The sequence below is a fragment of the Arcanobacterium ihumii genome, assembly GCF_900604515.1.
In the GTDB taxonomy this organism is placed as follows: domain Bacteria; phylum Actinomycetota; class Actinomycetes; order Actinomycetales; family Actinomycetaceae; genus Arcanobacterium_A; species Arcanobacterium_A ihumii.
Genome location: NZ_UWOS01000001.1, coordinates 18258 through 41501 on the forward strand (window position 1 = coordinate 18258; position 23244 = coordinate 41501).

The 23244-nt window shown below is 49.0% G+C and carries 26 protein-coding genes; 3 read left to right on the forward strand and 23 right to left on the reverse strand.

The window, feature by feature from the left end:
• The first annotated feature begins 128 nt into the window (after window positions 1-128).
• Complete coding sequence (locus EIH22_RS00060) at window positions 129-980, forward strand: PfkB family carbohydrate kinase (RefSeq protein ID WP_124053743.1); 852 nt, start codon at window positions 129-131, stop codon at window positions 978-980.
• Between the two features lie 16 nt (window positions 981-996).
• On the opposite strand, the gene EIH22_RS00065 is transcribed toward EIH22_RS00060, so the two are convergent.
• The 11 genes from EIH22_RS00065 to EIH22_RS00115 all read right to left on the reverse strand — a co-directional run bounded on the left by EIH22_RS00065 (window position 997) and on the right by EIH22_RS00115 (window position 8659).
• Window positions 997-1845 carry a TrmH family RNA methyltransferase gene (locus EIH22_RS00065; protein ID WP_160148983.1) on the reverse strand — a complete coding sequence of 283 codons (849 nt, stop codon included), beginning with the start codon at window positions 1843-1845 and terminating at the stop codon, window positions 997-999.
• Window positions 1835-2407 (reverse strand): dTDP-4-dehydrorhamnose 3,5-epimerase family protein, encoded by a 573-nt coding sequence (locus EIH22_RS00070; protein WP_124053746.1) that lies wholly within the window; start codon window positions 2405-2407, stop codon window positions 1835-1837. The genes EIH22_RS00065 and EIH22_RS00070 overlap by 11 nt, the downstream gene beginning before the upstream one ends.
• A 138-nt stretch (window positions 2408-2545) precedes the next feature.
• Complete coding sequence (gene rplT, locus EIH22_RS00075; protein ID WP_124053748.1) at window positions 2546-2926, reverse strand: 50S ribosomal protein L20; 381 nt, start codon at window positions 2924-2926, stop codon at window positions 2546-2548.
• A 29-nt stretch (window positions 2927-2955) separates the two neighbouring features.
• The gene (rpmI, locus tag EIH22_RS00080; RefSeq protein WP_124053750.1) at window positions 2956-3150 is read right to left on the reverse strand and encodes a 50S ribosomal protein L35; all 195 of its coding nucleotides are present in this window, start codon (window positions 3148-3150) and stop codon (window positions 2956-2958) included.
• 79 nt (window positions 3151-3229) lie between these two features.
• The gene (infC, locus tag EIH22_RS00085) at window positions 3230-4027 is read right to left on the reverse strand and encodes a translation initiation factor IF-3 (protein WP_235001702.1); all 798 of its coding nucleotides are present in this window, start codon (window positions 4025-4027) and stop codon (window positions 3230-3232) included.
• A 154-nt stretch (window positions 4028-4181) separates the two neighbouring features.
• Complete coding sequence (locus tag EIH22_RS00090) at window positions 4182-4901, reverse strand: SseB family protein (RefSeq protein WP_124053751.1); 720 nt, start codon at window positions 4899-4901, stop codon at window positions 4182-4184.
• 4 nt (window positions 4902-4905) lie between these two features.
• Window positions 4906-5634, reverse strand: coding sequence for a bifunctional 1-(5-phosphoribosyl)-5-((5-phosphoribosylamino)methylideneamino)imidazole-4-carboxamide isomerase/phosphoribosylanthranilate isomerase PriA (gene priA, locus EIH22_RS00095; protein ID WP_124053752.1), 729 nt, complete (start codon window positions 5632-5634; stop codon window positions 4906-4908).
• 34 nt (window positions 5635-5668) lie between these two features.
• Window positions 5669-6304, reverse strand: coding sequence for an imidazole glycerol phosphate synthase subunit HisH (hisH, locus tag EIH22_RS00100; protein WP_124053753.1), 636 nt, complete (start codon window positions 6302-6304; stop codon window positions 5669-5671).
• 5 nt (window positions 6305-6309) lie between these two features.
• Window positions 6310-6867, reverse strand: a complete 558-nt coding sequence (locus tag EIH22_RS00105) for a hypothetical protein (RefSeq protein WP_124053755.1) — start codon at window positions 6865-6867, stop codon at window positions 6310-6312.
• The gene (gene hisB, locus EIH22_RS00110) at window positions 6864-7466 is read right to left on the reverse strand and encodes an imidazoleglycerol-phosphate dehydratase HisB (protein ID WP_124053756.1); all 603 of its coding nucleotides are present in this window, start codon (window positions 7464-7466) and stop codon (window positions 6864-6866) included. Before hisB ends, EIH22_RS00105 begins: the two co-directional genes overlap by 4 nt.
• Entirely contained in the window at window positions 7463-8659 is a 1197-nt protein-coding gene (locus EIH22_RS00115) for a histidinol-phosphate transaminase (protein ID WP_124053758.1), read from the reverse strand. The genes hisB and EIH22_RS00115 overlap by 4 nt, the downstream gene beginning before the upstream one ends.
• 82 nt (window positions 8660-8741) lie before the next feature.
• Here EIH22_RS00115 and EIH22_RS00120 point away from each other — a divergent pair, with 82 nt between their 5' ends.
• Window positions 8742-9479, forward strand: a complete 738-nt coding sequence (locus EIH22_RS00120; RefSeq protein WP_235001703.1) for a VIT1/CCC1 transporter family protein — start codon at window positions 8742-8744, stop codon at window positions 9477-9479.
• An 84-nt stretch (window positions 9480-9563) separates the two neighbouring features.
• Here EIH22_RS00120 and hisD read toward each other — a convergent pair whose 3' ends face one another.
• From hisD to hrcA, 11 genes are all read right to left on the reverse strand, one after another.
• On the reverse strand, window positions 9564-10901 hold the full coding sequence (hisD, locus tag EIH22_RS00125; RefSeq protein WP_124053762.1) for a histidinol dehydrogenase: 1338 nt from the start codon (window positions 10899-10901) through the stop codon (window positions 9564-9566).
• A gap of 6 nt (window positions 10902-10907) precedes the next feature.
• A complete protein-coding gene (locus EIH22_RS00130) occupies window positions 10908-11693 on the reverse strand; it encodes an isoprenyl transferase (RefSeq protein WP_124053764.1) in 786 nt (261 codons plus the stop codon).
• Window positions 11690-12433 carry a DNA repair protein RecO gene (gene recO, locus EIH22_RS00135; RefSeq protein WP_124053766.1) on the reverse strand — a complete coding sequence of 248 codons (744 nt, stop codon included), beginning with the start codon at window positions 12431-12433 and terminating at the stop codon, window positions 11690-11692. The genes EIH22_RS00130 and recO overlap by 4 nt, the downstream gene beginning before the upstream one ends.
• Before the next feature lie 56 nt (window positions 12434-12489).
• Window positions 12490-14262: a 2-isopropylmalate synthase gene (gene leuA / locus EIH22_RS00140; protein WP_124053767.1), complete on the reverse strand. Its 1773-nt coding sequence runs from the start codon at window positions 14260-14262 to the stop codon at window positions 12490-12492.
• 272 nt (window positions 14263-14534) lie between these two features.
• Entirely contained in the window at window positions 14535-15455 is a 921-nt protein-coding gene (era, locus tag EIH22_RS00145; RefSeq protein WP_124053768.1) for a GTPase Era, read from the reverse strand.
• On the reverse strand, window positions 15448-16683 hold the full coding sequence (locus EIH22_RS00150; RefSeq protein WP_124053769.1) for a hemolysin family protein: 1236 nt from the start codon (window positions 16681-16683) through the stop codon (window positions 15448-15450). Before EIH22_RS00150 ends, era begins: the two co-directional genes overlap by 8 nt.
• Window positions 16684-16726: 43 nt before the next feature.
• Window positions 16727-17248: an rRNA maturation RNase YbeY gene (gene ybeY / locus EIH22_RS00155; RefSeq protein WP_124053770.1), complete on the reverse strand. Its 522-nt coding sequence runs from the start codon at window positions 17246-17248 to the stop codon at window positions 16727-16729.
• Window positions 17245-18222, reverse strand: a complete 978-nt coding sequence (locus tag EIH22_RS00160; RefSeq protein ID WP_200829125.1) for a PhoH family protein — start codon at window positions 18220-18222, stop codon at window positions 17245-17247. Before EIH22_RS00160 ends, ybeY begins: the two co-directional genes overlap by 4 nt.
• Window positions 18223-18274: 52 nt before the next feature.
• Window positions 18275-19111, reverse strand: coding sequence for a 16S rRNA (uracil(1498)-N(3))-methyltransferase (locus EIH22_RS00165; RefSeq protein WP_124053772.1), 837 nt, complete (start codon window positions 19109-19111; stop codon window positions 18275-18277).
• A gap of 11 nt (window positions 19112-19122) precedes the next feature.
• Window positions 19123-20238, reverse strand: a complete 1116-nt coding sequence (gene dnaJ / locus EIH22_RS00170; RefSeq protein WP_124053774.1) for a molecular chaperone DnaJ — start codon at window positions 20236-20238, stop codon at window positions 19123-19125.
• An 82-nt stretch (window positions 20239-20320) separates the two neighbouring features.
• Window positions 20321-21343 (reverse strand): heat-inducible transcriptional repressor HrcA, encoded by a 1023-nt coding sequence (hrcA, locus tag EIH22_RS00175; RefSeq protein WP_124053776.1) that lies wholly within the window; start codon window positions 21341-21343, stop codon window positions 20321-20323.
• Window positions 21344-21527: 184 nt separating this feature from the next.
• On the opposite strand from hrcA, the gene EIH22_RS00180 reads away from it, so the two are divergent.
• Window positions 21528-22502 (forward strand): DUF3097 family protein, encoded by a 975-nt coding sequence (locus tag EIH22_RS00180; RefSeq protein ID WP_235001704.1) that lies wholly within the window; start codon window positions 21528-21530, stop codon window positions 22500-22502.
• 28 nt (window positions 22503-22530) lie between these two features.
• Here the strand turns inward: EIH22_RS00180 and EIH22_RS00185 are convergent, their stop codons facing one another.
• Window positions 22531-23223, reverse strand: coding sequence for a hypothetical protein (locus tag EIH22_RS00185; RefSeq protein WP_124053777.1), 693 nt, complete (start codon window positions 23221-23223; stop codon window positions 22531-22533).
• Window positions 23224-23244 lie beyond the last annotated feature (21 nt).

Below are 23244 nucleotides of genomic sequence, written 5' to 3' on the forward strand. Positions count from 1 at the left end.
ACTCACTCTTTGATAAATACCCTATTTTGGGGTTCTTGCTCGTGTAAAAACCTTAGATCTAAGTGATGGTCATTTCCATTTACCAGTTTATCTGTACATGTGAGTAACCCCAACCGTACGATAATTGCATGAGCACAGCCTTGTTTTGCGGATTGACCACCATCGACGTTACGCAACGAGTAGCGAAAGTCCCACAAGCAAACCAGAAGATTATTTCCGAACAAACTTTGTTAGATGTGGGCGGGCCCGCCGCTAACGCAGCCCGTGTAGCAGCTGCTTTAGGAGTTCCAGCTCGGCTTGTTACCCTATTAGGAGATACTCCTCTAGCACGATTAGCCCTTGAAAAGCTCTTCTCTGAAGGTATCGAAGTTATCGATTTAGCAGCCGACGCCGAGTTCCCCGTCTCAACTGTTTTCGTTGATGAACTTGGGCAACGCACCGTTGTTTCAAGGAACAACCCTCAGCGCAAGTTTCGAAATCCCGATGTTTCCATTTTGGACGACGTAGCTATCCTCGAGATCGATGGCCACCTTCCCCAATTGCAAGCACTGTTTGCACATGAGTGCAACAAAATAGGAGTTCCCGTAGTCTTTGACGGAGGGTCATGGAAGCCCAACACCGATGAATTCTTAGATCAAGTTTCCCATGCGATTATTTCTCAAGACTTCATTTGCCCAGGGTGCACCTCTGAAGAAACCTTCGATTATCTTCAGAATTTTGGCTTCGCGCTACTTGCTCAATCGATGGGTGAAAAGCCAGTTCGAGCGGTGACGGCTCAGCAAGAAGTGATGATCCATATCCCATCGGTCGACGTCAAAGATACTCTTGGTGCTGGCGACGTATTGCATGGTGCATTCACGGCGTTCCTCCCCCAAGCTTCGAATCCGTTAACTGCGTTACGTGAAGCGATTGCTTTTGCTAGCAAGTCCACGAAATACCACGGCGTTCTTGGTTGGCTTGAGGATGAAGTCGGGTTATAGCCGATTTTATGAGCACCTATGAACAAGCTTGCGCCTGAGCTGAGGCATATAGGCAAAGCGTAGTTGCCATGGCAACATTAAGCGATTCAGTATTCCCCCACATGGGAATTGACACAACACAGTCCGCTAGGGCACGTTGTTCCGCTGTGAAACCGTGTGCTTCATTTCCTACCAACCACAGCGTCTTTGAACGCAGGTCTAAACTTTCGACGTCGCTACCTGTAATCTTTGCGCGGAAAACGCGTTCAGTCAGGTCATTGAGGTTAAAGTCACCTCCACCGTCGGCAAGTAAAACTACGAAATCGTTGCGGTGCGCTCGTTCAACCACCTCCTCAATACCTTCATCTTCAAAGATGGGAAGATGGAATACAGAGCCAACCGAGGAACGAATTACCTTTGGGTTAAAGGCATCCACCGAACCGCTTCCTAGGATGACGCCGTCTGCCCCTGCCGCGTCAGCCGATCTGATGATTGTTCCGACGTTTCCGGGATCTGCCCCACTAACCGCCATAACCATTAACTTTGATTGCGCAAAAACATCATCAAGATTTTCTTCGTCTGGAACATTAATTACGGCAAGCATTCCTTGCGCGTCTCGACTCAGACGAAGCAAAAGGTCTTCAGGAAGAATATGGGTATAAGGATCGCGTGATTTTAGAAGATCATCCACGTCTGGGTGAACCGCAAGTGCACCTTCAGTTACATAAACGTCACGAATTGTATTTGGCCAAAATTGAAGAAGTTCGCGAAGAGCTTGTGGTCCTTCAACAATGGCCTGTGCATACTGGTATCTAGTGGACCGACGGAACAACCCAGATACTTTTTTGAGTTGTCCCGTCATGTCGAAAATGAAATTACGAGGCATGCGCTTCTTTGAATTGTGCCAAGGTCGGAGCGTTGAGATCCTTTTCAGAAATTTGCGAACGATCATTGACGTCAATCTCAATTGGCCATTCGATTCCCAGCTCAGGATCAAGTGGCGTAAGGGCCGATCCCGGCATTCCTGGTTTCCACTCCTGATCGAAGAAGTAAATGTATTCAGAATCTGCTGTTTCACCAGCTGCTTGGAATCCGTTGCAAACACCGTTTGGCACAAGAACCATAACGCCTGGAACAATCCGAACAGTTTGAACTGCACCGAAAGTTGGTGACTCTGGGCGAATATCAACATAAGCGCCGAATACTTCGCCTGAAGCTACCGTTACCAGCTTCGTCATGGCTTCTGCATGAAGTCCGCGAACAGCTCCGCGATGAGTCAGCGTATTGTTGCACTGTTCAAACGAAGATACGATGCCGTTTTCCTTTAACCATGAAAAACGGAAAAGCTCACGAATCGTACCGCGATCATCGGTAACCTGCTTAGGGGTAATGATCTTTAGCCCATCTATATTGCTCGTTTGAATGCTGGCATCAATAATCTCAACCACATTATCTCCTTGAGTCTCGGTTGTTCGTTCTTAATTCTCGCATAAAGTGAAGCCTGTTCCTAACAAGCAACCCCACATAACAAAAGTGTGGCTCGGAAATCATTGATTTCCGAGCCACACTTAAGATTAACTCATTGCTCATGCAACAGGAGCGTTAACGTCCTCTGGAAGGGCCTTGCGAGCGAGTTCAACGATAGCGGCAAAAGCTGCAGGATCGTTGACAGCAAGCTCAGCAAGCATACGACGATCAACCTCGATACCAGCAAGCTTAAGTCCCTGCATGAAACGGTTGTAGGTCATGCCGTTTGCGCGAGAAGCAGCATTGATACGAGCAATCCACAGCTTGCGGAACTCATTCTTGCGGACCTTGCGATCACGGTAGTTGTATACCATTGAGTGGGTAACTTGTTCCTTAGCCTTACGGTAAAGGCGGGAACGCTGACCGCGGTAGCCCGAGGCGCGCTCGAGCGTAGTGCGACGCTTCTTCTTGGAATTTACGGCGTTCTTTACGCGTGCCATCTTCTATTTCTCCTTGTTTCTAAAAGCTTTCAGCGACCCAGCAGCTTCTTGACCTGCTTCACATCTGCACGTGCTACCGGCTGATCCGAGGATAGACGGCGAGTGCGGCGTGATGACTTGTGCTCGAGAAGATGACGTTTACCAGCCTGCTCGCGCATGAGCTTTCCCTTACCGGTCACGCGAAAGCGCTTCTTAGCTCCGGAGTGTGTCTTCATTTTTGGCATTTTCATGCTCCCTCTAGCTGCTCAACGCAGCAATAGTGCTCCCTACCGGGAGTTATGTTCGTGTCTGCTTTACCCGAAATTACTCAGCGTTAGTCTCTTCGACCGAAGAATCTTCGGTAATCTGCTCAGTTTTCTCAGCAATGCGCTCATTATTCTTCTGAGTGCGGCGCGCTTCTTGAGCTCGACGATTTTCACGTTCTGCTTCGCGACGACGGCGCTGATCGGACTTCGCTTCTGACTTACGACGAATCGGGGCGAGAACCATCACCATCGCACGACCGTCGACTCGAGGAGCTGACTCTACTACACCGTTTTCAGCGGCGTCTGCAGCGATCTTCTCCATCAAGCGAATGCCCTGCTCTGGTCGTGACTGTTCACGTCCACGGAAGCGCAATTGAATCTTGACTTTATCGCCACCATCAAGGAATTTTAGAATTCGCTTGAGCTTGGTTTCGTAATCGTGCTGATCGATCTTCAATCCAATACGGATTTCTTTCAGCTGAGTATTAGCCTGGTTGCGGCGAGCGTCGCGTGCCTTTTGAGCTGCCTCATATTTGAATTTTCCATAATCCATCAGTTTTGCAACTGGTGGCTTCGCATCTGGGGCAACCTCTACAAGATCGAGATTTGCTTCCTGAGCAAGACGTAATGCATTTTCAATACGTACTACGCCAACTTGTTCGCCACCTGGACCAACAAGACGCACTTCAGGCACGTTAATTCGATCATTGACTCTTGGCTCGTTGATAATTGCTCCTCTAACTTCGAGTGCGACGCGCACGGAGTCCAGAGGGCATACGGCAATAACCGTATTTCCAAAACCCGGTTCCAAATCGAGTGGAACCCAGGTGGGATTTCTCCGCTTGCGTTCCGGCAATCTGCCGGTCGGTCGGATATGACTCTACCAGTTCAGGACGAATTCACCAAGATTTTGGCTAGAATCGGGGCAATTCCTGCCCGTGACCTTGCCCACTAATAAAAGAACAGACGGCGGTAACAGCAGCAACACAATAATCTACAAACGCTCTGTTTCACGCAAGGCGTGGAATGATTTCTACTACATCGAGCCGAGCGCGAACATAGGGTATCGATTCGATTACACCAAGAACACAGCTGATAATTTCTTTATCGAGTGCTCGAGAATACTCTTGTTTGAGCACAATATCCAAGGTTGCGATATTCTTATCCCCTGCCTTCACCTCACAAGACGTATCAAAGCCAGCTTCTTTAAGAAGCGAATTAAGAATCTCCGCAATTTTCGCATCGTGCCACGGTGCAATCCACTCGGTTTGAGATGCAAGTGCCAGCACAGCGCTTCTCCCCAAAAACAATTCCTCCTGTGAACCAGGGTCAATCACCATCAACGCATTCGATCGTTTTACCGCAAGTCGCGCTAAATCCGGAGCGGTGATCGGAGCTGGTCGGGCATGTGGATTAAATGCTGCGAGAGCTTTAGCTGAAGTAAATAATGGTGTTGCACGCCGTCCACCAGGGAATTCAGCTAATACAAAGTCTTGGGCACTTTCACTGCGTGGATCGGGGTGATCATCGTGTGGTGCAACTGAACCATCACTATTCCTCCCGGGATGCTGATGTGGAAGTACAGCCATAAATACTCGACCAAGTGAAGCAAGAAGAAATTCGACGCGCTTATCAATCTCCATCGAAAAAGCCTGCGCGACTGCGTCTGTGCGTTCGCCGTTATCGCCTGCAAATGGGTTCGGAGCAAGTAATCGATCTAAATCAGGCAAAAAACTATCCTTCTGCTACCTTAAGTGCATCAACAACAGTCATTTTACCAGCATAGATAGCTTTACCAACGATTGCTCCTTCAACGCCGACTTCCGTAAGGTCTCGTAATGCCTTCAAATCCTCGAGCTTCGACACCCCGCCAGAAGCAACCACCGGCCGATCAGTTGCCTCACAAACTCTGCGTAATAAATCAAGGTTTGGACCGTGCAAAGTGCCGTCCTTATCAACATCGGTAAGAACATAACGCGCGCAACCGTCATCGTTCAAACGCTTCAAAGTCTCCCATAGGTTTCCGCCTTCAGAAGTCCATCCACGGGCAGCCAAGGTTTCACCACGCACGTCCAGGCCAACCGCAACTTTATCGCCATACTGCGCTATTACATGCGAAGTCCAGTCCGGGTTTTCCAAAGCAGCAGTTCCCAAGTTCACTCGAGCCGCACCCGCATCAATCGCACGGCCAAGAGAAACATCGTCACGAATGCCACCAGAAAGCTCAATATTGACGCCTTTGACTTCATTGACGATACGGGAAAGTAATTCATAGTTACTTCCGCGCCCAAAAGCAGCGTCCAAGTCAACTAGATGAATCCACGACGCACCCGCTTCTACGAAGGACGCTACTGCTTGAGCAGGATCACCAAAGGATTGTTCAGTCCCTGCTTCACCACGCAAAAGGCGAACAGCTTGTCCATTCACAACATCAACAGCAGGGAGTAATTGGAGCTTTTTCATAAAATAGCCTTCCCAGAAAATAAAGATTGAACGATTAGAGCGAGCCGATCCAGTTTTCTAAAAGATGAAGACCAGCATCTGACGACTTTTCGGGATGGAACTGAGTGGCAGAAAGCGGACCATTTTCTATAGCTGCCACGAAGTCTCCATAATGATTCGCAAAAGAAACAATCGGAGGCTCGAATATACCATCTTCGCTAGCCATATCCGCACTCGGATCGCTCTGTACAGCAAAGGAATGAACGAAATAAAAGCGTTCGGAATCCAAGCCATCAAGGAGTATCGAATCAGTTCCTGCCCTAACTTTTGACCATCCCATATGAGGAACAATTGGTGCATCGAGGGCGTCAACGGAACCTCTCCATTGACCAAGTCCTTCGTGTACCCCGAACTCTGTACCTTGGTCAAACATAATTTGCAGACCTACGCAGATTCCAAACACGGGCAGTCCACCTGCTAATCTACGTTCAATTAATCGATCCGCACGAATCGTTTTGATTTTAGTCATCACGGCTTGAAAAGCGCCTACACCTGGCACTACTAAACCATCAGCATTCATAACCAAGTGTGGATCAGCACTAAGCTCTACATCTGCACCTACTCGCTGAAGTGCGTGAACGACTGAGCGTACGTTTCCAGTATCGGCGTCGAGAACAATCACCTTTGCCATCTCAACTACTCCGCTTCCCTAGTGTCACCGTCGCTGGATCGCTTCTTTCTTAATAGCCGATCTAAAAATGACTGCTTAAGATCATTGGTTGCCAACGCACCCTCTACATTCGCCGATCCAAGCACTATCTGCTCAATGACGGGGTCGATTGAATTCAATAAGAGTCCAGGCGCAATTTCTTCGCCCAGCTCTCCAGCCATAACGCGGTGCGCGGTAACGAGACCAGAAACGCCTGCCTCTCCTCCAACGTCGTCCCCAAGTTCAGCAACCATGAGCACTACCCCGAATTGGGAAACATTTGATAAATGTGCGGCAACTGTTTGTGGGTTATCAGAATCGGGCATCGAATCATCCGAAGCTGAAAGTGTTGCGTCATCGCTTGGTCCAAGCAGTTCAGAAATATCCCAATCGTCGAAAGATTTAACTGGTAGATCGTGATAGACCACAACCCCAGAATTCGTCATAACAACCTCAGCGTCAATGCCACGCAATCTAAGAATTGCAGCAACAACTTCCGTCTTATCGAAGGGGGTAAGAATAACGTAACGTTTTCGCGAACTCACAGAGCACCTTTCGTCGATGGGATTCCTTCGACCCGAGAATCGTAGGCAACCGCGGCACGCAGTGCCCGAGCCAGAGCCTTAAATTGTGCTTCCACAATATGGTGCGGATCGCGGCCATCGAGAAGTTCGACGTGCAAGCACACTCCCGAATTATACGCGAATGATTCGAAGAAATGCCTAGTCATTGAGCCGGTGAAGTGACCTCCGATGAGATGATATTGCTGACCTTCCGGTTCACCTTTGTGAACGATGTAGGGACGTCCAGCAACGTCTACAACGACACGAGCAAGCGCTTCGTCCAGAGGAATAACCGCGTCACCAAAACGAGAGATTCCTTTTTTATCTCCCAGAGCTTCCTTAAGAGCAATACCCAAGCAGATAGCAGTGTCTTCAACTGTGTGGTGAACGTCAATATGCACATCGCCTTCGGCTTTGATAGTCATATCGATAAGTGAATGCTTTGCCAGGGCATTCAGCATATGATCGAAAAACGGTACACCGGTATTAATAACCGCCCGCCCACACCCGTCGAGGTTAATCGCAACGTCAATCACCGACTCTGAAGTCTTACGGCTATATTTAGCAATTCGTTCATTCATCGCGTTACCTTTCTGAGTGCAGCCATAAATCGATCATTTTCATTTGGCGTTCCAACGCTAACACGAAGCCATCCCTCCGGTCCGACTTCACGTATCAAAACGCCATCGTCCAATAACTTTTGCCACGTCTGGTGCCGATCAGGAAATTTCCCAAACAGCACAAAATTCGCATCTGATGGAGCGACCTCAAATCCCATTACCCGAAGCTCCCGCGCAAGAGCATCACGATCATTACGAATCTGGGCCACTTGAGTCATAAGCTCAGAGCGGTGTTTAAGTGCCGCGCTAGCACTAGCCTGTGTAATAGCGGACAAATGATATGGCAATCGAACTAACATCACCTGTTCGATGATCGTCTTGGCGGCTGCCATGTATCCAAGTCGTAGCCCTGCCGCACCGAAAGCCTTAGACATAGTCCGAGCCACAATAAGATGAGGAAACTCTTCCAACATTTCCAGAGCGCTAGGGACTCCATCGCGTCTGAATTCCGCGTAGGCTTCGTCTACCACAACTATCGTTGCAGTACGTGTTACAAAATCACCGTGGTAATCGGTTACACCGGTGCCGGTATCGTGCGCCACCGGACCTTGTACAAAAGGACCCGACTCGCGAGTGAGCGCAAGAATTTGGCGCAGTTCGGTCTCACTCATTGCAGTACCAGTCGGATTGTTTGGCGAGGCAAGGAAGACGACGCTCGGGTGATGAACATCAAGCACTCGCTGTATTTCGTCGAAATCGAGTGAAAAGTCTGGTTTGCGTGTGCCAGCAACCCACGTGCTAAATGAATCGCGCGCGTATTCAGGATACATCGAATAACTGGGCAAAAAGCTTGCCACCACACGCTGTGGACCAGCAAATGCTTGCAAAATATGCAACATGATCTCGTTGGAACCATTAGCCGCCCAGATCAAATCGGGGGCAATCTGTACCCCCGACTCTTGCGCAAGGTAATCAGAAAGGTCGGATCGAAGCTGGGAAAAGTCGCGGTCGGGATAGCGGTTGAGGTCTTTTAACGCCGCGGCAACCGAAACGCTGATCGTCTCGCAAAGATCTTCTGAGGGCGAATATGGGTTTTCGTTCACATTAAGACGTACGGGCACGTCAAGTTGCGGAGCACCATACGGTGATTTCCCAAGTAGATCGACACGAAAGGGCAGATTGACTTCCTGAGGTGGATTTACTGGCTGCTCCAAGGTAAGCCTCCCCTTGCTGGTATTAATTGAAAAAACTCAATATTTTCTAACTATGAACAATGTTAGCGCGTGCAATAATTGCGTGGATTACAATACGGATGTTGAGACTTTGGACGTCATTGAGGCACAAGACGGCGCCATGAACTCACGTCTCAATTGGTTGCGTGCCGGTGTGCTTGGGGCCAACGATGGTATTGTTTCTACCGCCGGCCTGGTAGTTGGCGTTGCTGGCGCAGCCGTTAATTCCCATGCCCTTTTCGTATCTGGCGTGGCGGGTCTTGTTGCAGGAGCACTATCAATGGCTGCAGGGGAATACGTTTCGGTCTCTACACAGCGTGATTCGGAACGAGCAGCGCTTGTGCGGCAACGCAAGGCCATTGCACAAGATCCAGTGGGATCGGAACGTAAACTGGCTGGAATTATCGCTGGGCATGGCGTGTCGAAGTTTTTGGCAACTCGTATGGCAAGCGAATTGAGCCGTACGGAGCAAGATGCTGAAGCTGCACACGCTCGATTTGAACTAGGTATCGATCCAGACGAACTTACAAACCCGTGGCATGCCGCGTTAGCATCGATGGCTGCTTTTGCTCTTGGCGCCATTATCCCACTACTTGCGATTTTGCTTAGCCCCCAGCAGTGGGCAGTTACTATCACAGTGGTTGCGGTAAGTTTGGCATTAACAATCACCGGAGCGGTATCGGCTAAACTCGGCGAAGCCCCAGTAATACCGGCAACGATAAGAAATATTGTGTGGGGCAATATCGCCATGATCATTACCTACGGAATTGGTACTTTAGTGGGCGGTTTGGGACCGGTCTAAAGGTTTCAACAAACTCTACTCTATGACGAACTGCACTCGACCGATTTGTCGCTTTATTACGCCAAATCGATCCGTGGTATTCAACTAAAGCTGGTCCTTAATCCGCACTTCCAACGAACGTGCATGCGCAGGCAGATCCTCGTCCACTGCAACCGCAGCCAAAGCTGGATACATTCCACTCATCGCCTCGCGAGTATATTCAATCTCCTGCACTGGCTTAATAAAAGCCATCACATTCAACCCCGAAGCAAAGCGAGCAGTGCCACCCGTAGGTAGCACATGATTTGAGCCAGCCATATAATCCCCCAGCGGAACCGGCGAAAATGCGCCAACGAAAATCGCACCAGCATTGTGAATCTTCTTCGCCACATCGCCCGCCTGCGCGGTGTGAATCTCCAGATGCTCAGCGCCATAAGCATTAGCAACCTGCACCGACTGTACCAAATCACTTGTGATAACCACGCCAGACTGCGGCCCACTCAAAGCCGTACGCACACGCCGAGAATGCTTGGTCTGCGCAACCTGCCCTTCAAGTGCAACTTCCACCTGCTCTACCAAGCTCAACGAATCAGTAATCAACACCGAAGCAGCGCACGGATCGTGCTCAGCCTGAGAAATTAAATCAGCAGCCACATACTCGGGGCATGCCGCTTCATCAGCAATAATAGCGATCTCCGTAGTGCCTGCTTCGGCGTCAATCCCCACGATGCCATGTACCGCTCGCTTCGCCGCTGCCACATAAATATTGCCGGGGCCAGTCACCACATCTACAGGCTCGCACAGCACTTCGCCGTCGCGCTGAATATCTTCACCACGCGCACCGTATGCGAACATAGCAATCGCTTGCGCGCCGCCCACCGCATACACTTCCGTGATTCCCAACAGTTTACACGCCGCCAAAATTGTGGGGTGTGGCAGTCCACCAAATTCTTTTTGAGGGGGCGAAGCCAAAGCAATCGTCTCTACCCCCGCTACCTGCGCTGCCACCGCATTATGTATCACGGACGACGGATACACAGCCAAGCCTCCAGGCACGTACAACCCCACTCGCTCAACCGGAATCCACCGCTGACGCACCACGCCACCTGGCACGATCTGCGTCTCTTTCGGCTGCGGCAACTGTGCCTCATGCCCACGGCGATTGTGGTCGATTGACATCAGCAAAGCCTCACGCAACTCATCACTGAGCTCGGCCTCGGCACGGTCAAGCACAGCTTGGGGCACACGCAAATACTCAGGCCGCACGCCGTCGAAACGCTCAGCCAAATCACGCAACGCAACTGCACCGGCATCGCGAACTGCATCAATAATCGGTACGACTGCGTGGAGAGCACGTTCGATATTCAGCTCTGCACGAGGTAAAGCCTTTGCAAGTTCCGCCTGTGTTAAGTCACGTCCGCGAAGATCCACCTGATGAAGCATCTGCGCCTACCCTTCCGTCACGGTATCCACCGCTGTACCAAATCTGCGATCACGATTAGCGTACCTAGAAATACAATCCCAAAGCACAAGCCGATCAAAATCTGGCCACGCCTCATCCACAAACATTAACTCTGCATAGCTGGACTGCCAGAGCATGAAGTTAGAAATCCGTTGCTCTCCCCCAGTTCGAATAAATAAATCGACTGGAGGAAGTTGGGGTTGATACAAGTGGCGTGCGATTGTGTCAGGAGTGATTCGCTGAGCCTTTAGCTTACCGTCAGAAGCCCGCTGTGCAATTTCGCGCACTGCATCAGTGATCTCTGCTTGCCCACCGTAGTTAACGCAGAAGTTCAAGGTGATGACGTCGTTATCCTTAGTAAGTTCCTCAGCCGCTTTAAGCTCTTTAATCACTGATTTCCATAGCCGGGGCTCTCGTCCAGACCAAACAACTTTCACGCCCCAAGCATTAAGTTCATCACGACGCTGATGAATAACATCTCTCGAATACCCCATCAGGAACGCGACTTCTTGCGGTGAACGCCGCCAATTTTCAGTAGAAAAAGCATAAACAGATACCACTTTGATCCCAGCATCAATTGCTCCGGCAATGACGTCCATCAAAGATAATTCACCTGCTTTGTGTCCTTCCGTGCGAGGTAAGTTCCGAGCGTTTGCCCATCTGCCGTTACCATCCATCACGATGGCAATATGATGTGGAACTTCAGTTTTATCGAAAGAAGGTACAATTGCGCCCGAGCTATGAACAGGGGGTTTAATAATATTCGTGGTCATGAAATCAGCCTACTTTCCACATAACGAAGTGAGTGAATCTGTTTCTCTAGATGCCACTGCAAATAAGCAGCAATAATTGCGCCTGCACTTTTCCTTGTTGGCTCATCAGCCAAGCTCGCTATTTTCCAGTCCCCGGAAATCAATGCACCTAAAAGCTGCCAGGTTTCCACACTGGGGATAGTACAGCCAGCCGGACGGCAGTCTACGCATACTGCTCCTCCCTGATAGACATTAAGTGCTTCATGTGGTCCTTCAACCCCGCACTTGGCACATTCGAAAACCGCAAATTCCCAGCCTGAGTACTTCATTGCTCGCAAAATATAGGAGTATAGAATGAGATCAGGGTGGTGTGCACCGATTGCCATAGCATGCAAGGCTCCGTGTAACAGTACGAATTGCGCAAGATCTGGTTCACCTTCAGTCACAACTAGTTGATCAGCGGTTTCTAAAAGTGCGCTCGCTGCAGTATAAGCTTCGTAGCGAAGAATAATGGAGCGGTGATAGTCGTGGAGCGTCTCTACTTGGGTGACGACGTCGAGTGTCTTTCCATAGTAAAGCTGCACGTCAATATGCGAAAAGGGTTCAAGGCGTGAACCGAATTTTGATTTAGTTTTGCGCACGCCTTTTGCAACACCACGTACTTTCCCGTGTTCTCGGGAGAACATGGTAATGATTCGATCCGCTTCACCTAAGTCGTGGGTGCGAAGAACGATCGCTTGATCACGATAGGTTTTATTCATTTTCCTAGAATATCGTTATTTGGGTACGAAGACTGAATTTAAAATACCTTGTAACACTACCGCAAGGCACGATTCACCGCTGAAACGATTGCGTTAAAGGAAGCACGAATAGTTGAAGGATCGACTCCCACTCCCCACAAAATCTGACCATCAATATTACATTCGACGTATGACGCAGCTTTTGCATCACCACCGGCAGACATTGCATGCTCGACGTAATCCAAGATTTCGACGTTAACGCCCAGTTGTTCGATCGCTTTCACGAATGCATCAATCGGACCATTTCCATCCGTGATAATCTTTCGGTCTACCGCACTGCCGTCTGAAGTCCGTTCCGAAATAGTGACTGTCAAAATCGTATGCGAGCCGTCGTCTTCAGCCGAAACGTTCGTACCACGCAATGCAAAGCGTCCCCACGGTTGTAGACCTTCAAGCACTGAATATGGAAGAAATTCGTCGGCAAAGATACGCCAAAGTTGATCGGCAGTAATTTCACCACCGTGGCGATCTGTAAAACGTTGCACGATTCTCGAAAGCTCGATTTGCAAACGACGCGGCAAATCCATGCCAAAGACCGAGGACATCAAGTAAGCGATGCCACCCTTACCAGATTGCGAATTAACTCTGACGATGGCTTCGTAGCTTCGACCTACATCTTTCGGATCGATTGGAAGATATGGAACGTCCCAAAAAACTGCATTTTCGTCGCCACCTGCAGCTTTAAGTGCCTTAGCGCGCGCAGCAAAACCCTTCTTAATTGCATCCTGGTGAGAGCCTGAGAACGAGGTGTAAACCAAGTCACCACCGTATGGAGCACGTGGATGGACTTCCATATTAGTGCAGTGCTCAACTACACGGCGGATTTCATCAATATCTGACAGATCAAGGTGGGGATCCACGCCAGTAGAGAAAAGATTTAAAGCTACGGTTATAAGGTCTACATTACCGGTTCTCTCACCATGACCGAACAGGCATCCCTCTACTCGGTCTATTCCTGCAAGCATCGCAAGCTCCGTTGTAGCAACGCCCGTACCACGGTCATTGTGGTTGTGAGCCGAAAGTACAACGAAATCTCTTCTGGAGAGGTTTCTGCTCATCCATTCGATTTGGTCTGCATAAACATTCGGAGTGCAACGCTCAACTGTGGTCGGAAGGTTCAAAATAATTTCACGATTCTCATCCGGCTGCCATACGTCCATCACAGCTTCACAAACTTCAAGTGCGAAGTCGAGTTCAGTGTCGACGAAAATTTCAGGAGAATACTCAAACCCGGCAACAGTTGTATCGCCAAATTTCTTTTCCATGTAGGCAAGAACTTCCTGCGCACCGGAAATCGCCAGATGTTTCGTCTGCTCACGGTCATTATTGAAGACGACGGTACGAAACGTTGGTGATGTAGCATTGTACAGATGTACAGTTGCGCGCGGCAATCCTTCAAGTGCGTCAATCGTACGGTGAATAATCTCTGGTCGTGATTGGGTCAGAACTGAAATTGCAACATCTTCGGGCACAGCATCGTCCTGAACAAGCAATCGAACGAAATCCCAATCCGTTTCTGAAGCCGCTGGGAAGCCCACTTCAATTTCTTTAACGCCGATACGAACTAGTAGGTCGAAAATCTGGCGTTTTTGGTCAGGATTCATTGGCTCGATGAGAGACTGATTTCCATCTCGAAGGTCCGTGGACAACCAACGTGGGGCTTTGACAATTCGATTGTTTGGCCAAGTCCGGTCCGGTAGCTCAACCGTATTCGTGTCTAAGAAGTGACGATACTTTGAAATTGGCATCGTAGACGGTACTTGGTTATTTCTAGGTCCTTCAGTTTTCATCTCATCCTCCGAGGTATCAATATTGGATTGATCGACGACGAATACCCGCGGAGAGGAGTCAATCTAGCGAATCTCACCGCGGCTAATTAGATGAAGGAAGAAGCCTACTGAATTCATATCTTTATCTTAAGATACCGAATTGAAGAATTTTGAACATTTCGTATCGTGGGATTCTTTGGCTTTCAGCCCCGTTTCTAAGAGGCTGTGTGAGTTCTAAATGGCTTCGTGAATGATCAAAGCAAAAATTCCCTTAACCAAAGAATCAACAAAAATCAGAATCCAAGTCTACCCAATAACTTAGGGTTGCGTTGCCAGTCTTTAGCTACTTTGACGCGAATATCGAGGAATACCGGACGCCCAAGCAATCGTTCGATATTATGGCGAGCTTCTTGACCCACCTTTTTCAATCGTGCACCACCTGTACCGATTACAATTCCTTTTTGGGAATCACGTTCAACGAAGACCGAAGCATGGATCGCTAAGATCGTTCCCTCTTTACCATTAGACCGTGGACGTTCCTCCATCTCCTCAATTACAACGGCAATTGAGTGTGGCAATTCATGGCGTACGTCAGAAAGGGAAGCCTCCCTAATCATCTCAGCAATAAGGTCTTCTTCTGATTCGTCCGTCACTGCATCGCGAGGATAGAGAGGAGGCGACGGCGGCATTCGATCTAGCAGTAACGACGTCAAAAGCTCGACCTGCTTACCTTCAACTGCAGAAACAGGAATAAGTTCGGCGAAGTCGGGATAAAATTCATTGACATCAATTAACTTATTTGCCATGACCTCACGCGGAACTTTATCACTTTTAGTGATCACGGCAATGATAGGTGCATTAGTTTGCTTCACAAGATTTAGCAGGAACCGATCGCCTGGACCGATCTTTTCATCAGCTGGAAGGCACAGAGCCACACAGTCAACATCTGCAAGAGATTCATGAACCATATCGTTGAGACGCTCACCTAGCAATGTACGCGGGCGATGCAATCCAGGAGTATCAACAATAATCAGCTGCCCTGAATCGCGATTCACGATTCCGCGAATTACCCGGCGAGTCGTCTCCGGTTGATTTGCAGTGATTGCAATCTTTTGTCCCACAAGCGCATTGGTCAACGTTGATTTCCCAGCATTCGGGCGCCCAACAATGGCGGTGAATCCCGCACGGAAATCTTCTGGCCATGAATTATTCATTTACATTTTCCTCTGGTGATAAAGAAGCAATCAGCGTCGCAAGTCTCTTACGTCGCCCTTCAAATCTATCTGCCGCCAGTTCCACTCCTTGAACCCGAGTTCGGGATCCGATGATCGGAACTCGACCCAAAGCTTTGGCGAGCAGTCCCCCGGCAGTATCCACATCGTCGTCTTCAATTGTCAAACCAAACAGATCGCCGAGGTCGTTAATTGGAAGTCTAGCTGGAACTCTGAACGACCCATCTTCTAGTGGTTCGACCTCTGGATGCGCACGATCGTGTTCGTCAACCATCTCACCTACGAGTTCTTCGAGCAGATCTTCGATGGTTACTAGTCCCGCAATTCCACCGTATTCATCGACCACGAGTGCGATGTGAACGTAGTTAGCTTGCATTTCATGCAAAAGCGCATCAACCATCTTCGTTTCAGGAACAAATACTGGTTCGCGCATTACCTCAGCAGCAGTGATTTCTTGAGGATTTGAGCGATGATGAACTCGCCGAATTGCATCCTTCAAATAGAGCACACCACATAAGTCATCAACAGAGTCACCAATAACAGGTACTCGTGAAAAACCAGACCTTGCGAAAAGAGAAAGTGCTCGGTCAATTGATTCCTCACGCCCAATCGAAATCATATCTGTGCGAGGAACCATCACCTCCCGAACGCGCGTACGTGACAACTCGAACACCGAATGTAACAATGAGCGTTCGTCATCTTCAATGGCCTCTGATTCCGAAACTCGCTCAACCATGAGCGCAAGCTGATCCTCGTTTTCCGTCTCTCGCTCTTCGTCAGCAACTGACTCACGTCGACCAATGAAACGAGCTGTAATCTTGGTCAACGTCCACAAGAGGTAGTTAACACTTTTGATAACAGTCAGTGGATGCTTACGGCCCAAAGATCCTGGAAATATCAATGAAACAATCAAAGCTCCGGCCATGATAATGCCCAGAGAACCAAGCAGAAGGAACCAAAAGTTGTCTGTCGACCGATTCAAGGAAACAGCGGTAGAAATTGCGAAAGTGGCAGCAAAGAAGACGCGTGCGCCGTGTGTAGCCGTAATCGCAGCGATGCGTTCGTCAATAATTTGGGCGACGAACCGTCCGCCTTCACCATTCGCCGCCGCTTCTGCGGCTTCTGAACGCGTCAACCGGTTCACCGCAGTTGCGACGACGCCCGTATAGGACATCGCGATCAAAGAGAGCATGGATAATACAATCTCCACACTCAACGGAATAGAGGCCAAACTACTCAATTAATCTTCACACCTAGTCAATCGTTGGAGCGATATCGTCAATATCCCCAAAATCACGAATTGGATCATTTGGGTTTTGAGGCTTTCGTGCCAAGAAGGTCAACAAAAGACGTCGTTGAAGCTCGAACATTTCTTTTCGATCTTCTTCCAACTCATGATCGTATCCCAACAAATGTAAGATTCCGTGGGTGGTAAGCAACAAGATTTCTTCCATCGTGGCGTGCCCAGATTTTCGGGCTTGCCGAGCGGCTACCTGTGGGCAGATCGCAATATCACCAAGGATACCTTCAATGGCTTCCTGACCGGGAGGAGTCGGACGAAGTTCGTCCATTGGGAAGGACATCACATCAGTAGGTCCTTCGAGATCCATCCATTCAATATGAAGTTGAGCCATTGCTTCTTCGTCGAGTAAAACGATATTGAGATCGGCTTGAGGGTGAACTCTCATCTCATCGAATACCCAAGCTCCCAGCTCTGAAATTTCAGCGAGATTTGCAGCAGGTGAAAACGATGACTCGTCATTTACTTCAATCATTTTTCATCATTCCATCGTGCGTAGGCATCAATAATATCGGCAACCAGTCTGTGCCGCACAACGTCAGCTGAACCAAGTTCAGCAAATTTAATTCCATCGACTTCACGCAAAATACGCCGAACTAATAGCAAGCCCGATTGCACTTTTCCAGGTAGATCAATCTGAGTAATATCCCCCGTAACCACCATCTTTGACCCAAAGCCTAGTCGAGTTAAAAACATCTTCATCTGTTCGGGAGTGCTGTTCTGCGCCTCGTCCAAAATAATGAATGCATCGTTAAGCGTTCTTCCACGCATATATGCCAAGGGCGCAACTTCGATCGTCCCAGCTGCCATAAGCTTTGGAATCGCATCGGGATCAACCATGTCATGTAAGGCGTCGTAAAGCGGGCGCACGTAAGGGTCGATTTTATCGTTGAGAGAACCGGGTAAAAAACCGAGAGACTCCCCTGCCTCAACCGCAGGACGAGTGAGAATAATACGCGAAACCTCTTTTCGTTGCAGCGCAACCACCGCTTTGGCCATTGCCAAATAAGTTTTTCCGGTTCCCGCAGGACCAATTCCGAAAATAACCGTATTTTCATCGATAGCATCAACATATGCTTTTTGCCCAAGCGTTTTCGGCCGAATGGTTTTTCCTCGAGTGGTGAGGATATCAGCATTTAGCAACTCAGTCGGCCGTGCCAAACCAGCTTTAGTCATCGAAATTGCTCGCTCAACTGCATCTACACTGAGGTGTTCCCCAAGTGAAACCACTGCAATGAGTTCCGATAAAAGTTCAACGGCTACACCAACGTCACTTTCGCTTCCAGAAACTGAAATCCCGTGCCCACGAACATGAAGCACCACCGGAGCAAGACCTTTTTCAAGAGCTCGCAATACCCCATCGTTATGCCCGAGTAAATTAATCATCGGGATTCTGTCAGGAACCGTTATCGTCCTCTGCACACTTGCATCATTCGCATCATTCGTCATCGCTTTAATTCTACCTTATTCGCGACTATTCAAGTCCATACAAATATTGCATTCACTCGCCGAGTGCCCTAAGAACCGCTATCGCCCAGGCGCCGGCTGTTGCCGAACGTAGCACGTGCTTACCTAGCAACACCGGAATCGCTCCAGATGCGCGAAAATCAGAGATTTCTTCATCGGTGATACCACCTTCCGGTCCCACGATACAAACGACAGATTGTTTATCACTTCGTCCATCCGAGGTCGACATGCGATCGGAACAAGCATCAGTATCGACGACGTCGTTGCGCCCTGATTCGATTCCAAATAAGCCCTGGTGTTTCGCCTCGGTTGTCAACGTTTGTGTTGCCTGTTCATGACACACGAAAACAACACTCCCCGACTCAACCCACTGTTGAATCTTTCGACTTAATTCGCGGCTTTTGATGACGCCTTCAATTTTCGGAACGAAAGATCTGCGTGACTGTTTCGCAGCCGTGTCAGCGGTTAGTTGCCATTTAGTTCGCCCCTTTTCCGCTTTGGCAGGCTGAGACCAAGACACAATTGCCCGCTGAGATTCCCATGGAATTACTGTATCCACTCCAAATTCAGTGGACGTTTCTACTGCTTGCTCATCTCTACCGCCCTTTGCCAATGCCTGCACCAAGGTAATTTCGAGCTTCGATCTGTCTTCACGACGTACCGCCGTAACTACACCACTTAGAGTGGTTTTTGCCGTAGCAGTTACCTCGATAGTAACGCGTAAACCTTTTCCGTCAACGACGTCAATTTGTTCACCAACCGTCGTTCTACGTACTGTCACGGCATGACGGGCTTCATCACCACAAAGAGTGACAACATCGCCTTGCTTTGGTTCACGCAAGTCACGGTCTACATAAACGGGTAGCGTCACAATTTTCCGCCTTATAATCCTTTGATTTTATCTTTGAGGCGCGAAAAAACAGATCCGGATTCCGCAACCATCTTCGCAGATGGGGTTTCTTCGTTGCGTAGTTTAGCTAGCTCTTCAACCAAGGTACGCTGTGCATCATCGAGCTTCGTTGGCGTCTTTACCTGGACTGTTACGTGCAAGTCTCCTCTACCACGGCGGTGGAGTCTACCTACGCCCATACCTTCGAGGTTAACGACGGTTCCAGACTGAGTTCCAGGACCAACATGAATTGATTGTGCGCCGTCGAAAGTATCAATGTTTACGTCCGCACCAAGAATCGCGGCAGTCATCGGAACTTCAAGCATTGCTTCCAGGTTATCTCCATGCCTAGAGAAAACAGGATCTTTTTCGACGTAGACTTCGGCAAATAGGTCTCCAGGCATTCCTCCGAATATACCTGCATCACCCTGACCGGCGAGCCGAATCCGCATACCTTCTTCGACTCCGGCAGGAACCTTAACGGTAACCGACTTCTTCGACCGAACACGCCCTTCGCCCGAGCACTCTCCACATGGAGTCACTATTTGTGTTCCGTAACCTTGGCACGCACCGCACGTAGTAGTAGTCATCATCTGACCAAACAAAGAATTCGTTACGCGCTGTACAGTGCCCGATCCACCACACTGCACACAGGTAACGGGTTCGGTTCCCGGTGCAGTCATCATACCGTTACACTCTGGGCACTCAGCAGCGATGTCGATTGTTATTGGTTTATCGACGCCAAATACGACGTCTTGCAAAGAAAGCTCTAAATGTACGAGGGAGTCGCCACCGCGCTGTGCACGCGACACTGGACCACGTTGGGCTGAGCCACCCCCGAAGAATGAAGAAAAGATGTCTTCGAATCCAAAGCCACCTGTTGGAGCACCGCCACCACGCAGGGCATCTTCACCGCCTATATCGTACATACGGCGTTTTTCTTCATTAGAAAGAACATCGTAAGCGTTGGTTACTTCCTTAAACTGCTCGGCACCGTCCGGACCTGCAACGTCCGGATGTAACTTTCGAGCAAGTTTCCGATATGCCTTTTTAATTTCGTCTTGAGACGCATTCCTAGACACACCTAAGGTCTCGTAGTAGTCAGCCACTGATTATTTTACCTATCTTTTCTTTATTTCTTCGTTTCCGAGAGTTTAAGCCATTTTAGTAAAAGTCGATGAAATCTCACCGTTAATTTAAACGCAAAATCTCGGACAAATAATTCGCAATCGCATGGACGCTCGAAATCGCACCGCGGTAGTCCATTCGAGTCGGTCCAATGATTCCCAGGTTCGCGATTGTTTGATCCGAACTATTGCCGTATCCAGACGAAATAACTGACGTCTCCGATAATTCTTTTGCATCAATTTCATGGCCAATTCGTACATGCAGTCCTTCTCCTTGGCTAGCAAGCAGTTTCATTAGCACAACCTGCTCTTCAAGAACATCAAGAATTGGAGCAATTGAGTGGTGAAACTCAACGTTGTATCGGCTCAAGTTACCTGTTCCAGCTACAACTACGCGTTCTTCGACTTCGTTTAGAAGTGTTTGGCGTACCAGCTGCGTGATCTTACGGGTAACTTCACGCAGGCGATCTGGGGAATCATCCAGTAAGCGGTCCGACACTTTGCCTAGGCCATCCAGTTGCAGACCAGTGAGATGCTCATTGACTGCACCCCGAATCGCCTCCAAATCAGCATCCGAAACACTAGAATCCGTTTCGAAAGTTCTTTGTTCAACGCGTCCCGCATCGGTAATCATCACGATTAAAATCATTCGTTTAGATAAAGCGATCAACTCTACATGACGCAATGCAGTACGGCGCAACGACGGATATTGTACAACCGCAACCTGTTGGGTGATCTGCGCCAATAAACGGACAGCTCGATCCAATACATCGTCGAGGTCGACTGCTCCTTGAAGCATTCGTTCAATCGCACGTCGTTCCCCAAGCGATAGCGGTTTAATGTCCGCCAAGGAGTCAACGAAAACCCGGTAACCGGCGTCGGTAGGGATTCGACCCGCAGATGTATACGGTTGGACGATCAGTCCTGCTTCTTCTAATTGCGCCATATCGTTACGAATAGTAGCGGGCGAAACAGTTAAACCATGCCGCTCTACTACCGCTTTCGACCCAACCGGTTCGCGGGTGGCTACGTAGTCTTCGACAATTGCATTTAAAACGATTCGTCGTCGTTCTTCTGGCGAAGCCATCGACCCACCCCTCTCTCGATCCAAGCCATGGTTTTCTATCCCACACCAATATAACCGGCGTCGTAGAACATATGGCACTCCATATCACCGAGTGCCAATTCTACGCTTTTCTAGACCTAACACGCATCTAGACAGAGTCCGATTGGTCACCCATTTTTAAGCTGTCATGACTTAACCTAGTCTGGTGAACTCAAGATTTGCCAATCGCCACCCGTCGGGACGTGTCATTCATCAACAAGGGGAACCAGAAGCTCCGCAGCCAGTGTTTAGAAATGCCAACGACCGGTATGGACACGACGTACTTATTGCAGATCCGCTTCGAAAATCCCCAGCAAAGCAGGTGCCAGCAGCCGTCGGTCTACTCCTCGAAGACGTCGAAACCGGTTTCGTCGGCGAAGTTATTAGAGTTTCTAAAGTTGCTGGTAAATGGCAAATGGTACTTGAGGATGCCAATTTCAAACAGCGTTCCTACCCACTCGGTCCGGGTTTTTGGATCGAGGGTAAACCCGTCGTCGTCATAGAACCTCAAAACACAACGGTTCCTAGCAGAAATGCTTCCCAACAACCGATTACTCGCACCCCACGGCTTGTAGCTGGCAAACGCGTGACGGCATCAGGATCATTGTATGTTGAACACAAGGCGCGCGTTGCTCGCCCGTCCCGAATTTGGGTAGAAGGTAAGCACGATGCCGAGTTAATTTCCAAGATTTGGGGAGAAGACCTCGCATTTGAAGGGATCATGATCGAAGAACTCTACGGTGCCGATCATCTGATCGAGATACTCACAGTTTTCAATCCCTCAAATGACCACCGCGCTGGTGTTTTACTCGATCACATGGTCTGCGGCTCCAAAGAATTTAAAATCGCAGCTAAAGCAATGAAGTTCCCAGGTGTGCTGGTGCTCGGTCACCCCTATGTTGACGTCTGGCAAGCGATCAAACCTCGAACTATTGGAATCAAAGAATGGCCAGAGGTTCCGCGCGGTGAGGACATTAAAATAGGTACGCTCGCCCGCTTAGGGTGGCCACATCAAGACGCCGAAGACATTGGCCTAGGTTGGAAAAGAATTCTGGACTCAGTTCACTCCTACACCGATCTTGAACCAGCGCTGTTAGGGCGAATGGAAGAACTAATCGATTTCGTGAGCGCCGGACTGTAAGATTCTTTAGAATCTAACCAACGCCTCATTACGATTGACGCGGCGTAAGGCGCATAGCCTGTGAAATAGACTCGCGAAGTTGTGTTAAACACTCATTGAGCTCCTCATCGAACTCAGTTGCATTGAAGACGACGGACACCGTTGTTTCGTTGGTGTAAAAGCAGTCTACGCTATCCGTTGCCATAAGCCACTGAGCAAGTGCACTTCCTTCAAAAGCTTCGTATTCGTCTTTAGTCCCGCAAAAGATAGTGAGGTCATTTGACCCTGGAACGATAGTGTGCGCAGAGCTCACAGCGTTGTCAAGAAAACCAACTGGCAAAGGAAAACCAGATTTAGCACCAAGCACTTCTGGAAAATGATGTTCGCTGCCATCGGAGTAAAGCGGTGAATCTACCGTAAGTACTTGGAATGAATCTTTTTCACCAGCCAGCACTCGACCGCTCCTCCAGCTCGGGGAACTTTGATGAGTGAGAGCATCATGGGCAACCGCATTAGCTAAGAACGGCCATAAAAACGACACTTGTGGAGTGCCAATGAAGAAAGTCTTGGCGTCTTTTACCATGTCCTTATGAGTGACCTTATGCTTTCTAAGCTGGGCGATTAATTTGGTTCGTTCATCCCAAGAACCTTGTGAGCGCGGCGAAAGCCCAACCCATAATGCCCATCCAATTGTACCTGCGAAAAGAACAATCAACAGCGTTTTAATATATAGGTCACCCATGGTAGTTTTCTTCTTTCGGAG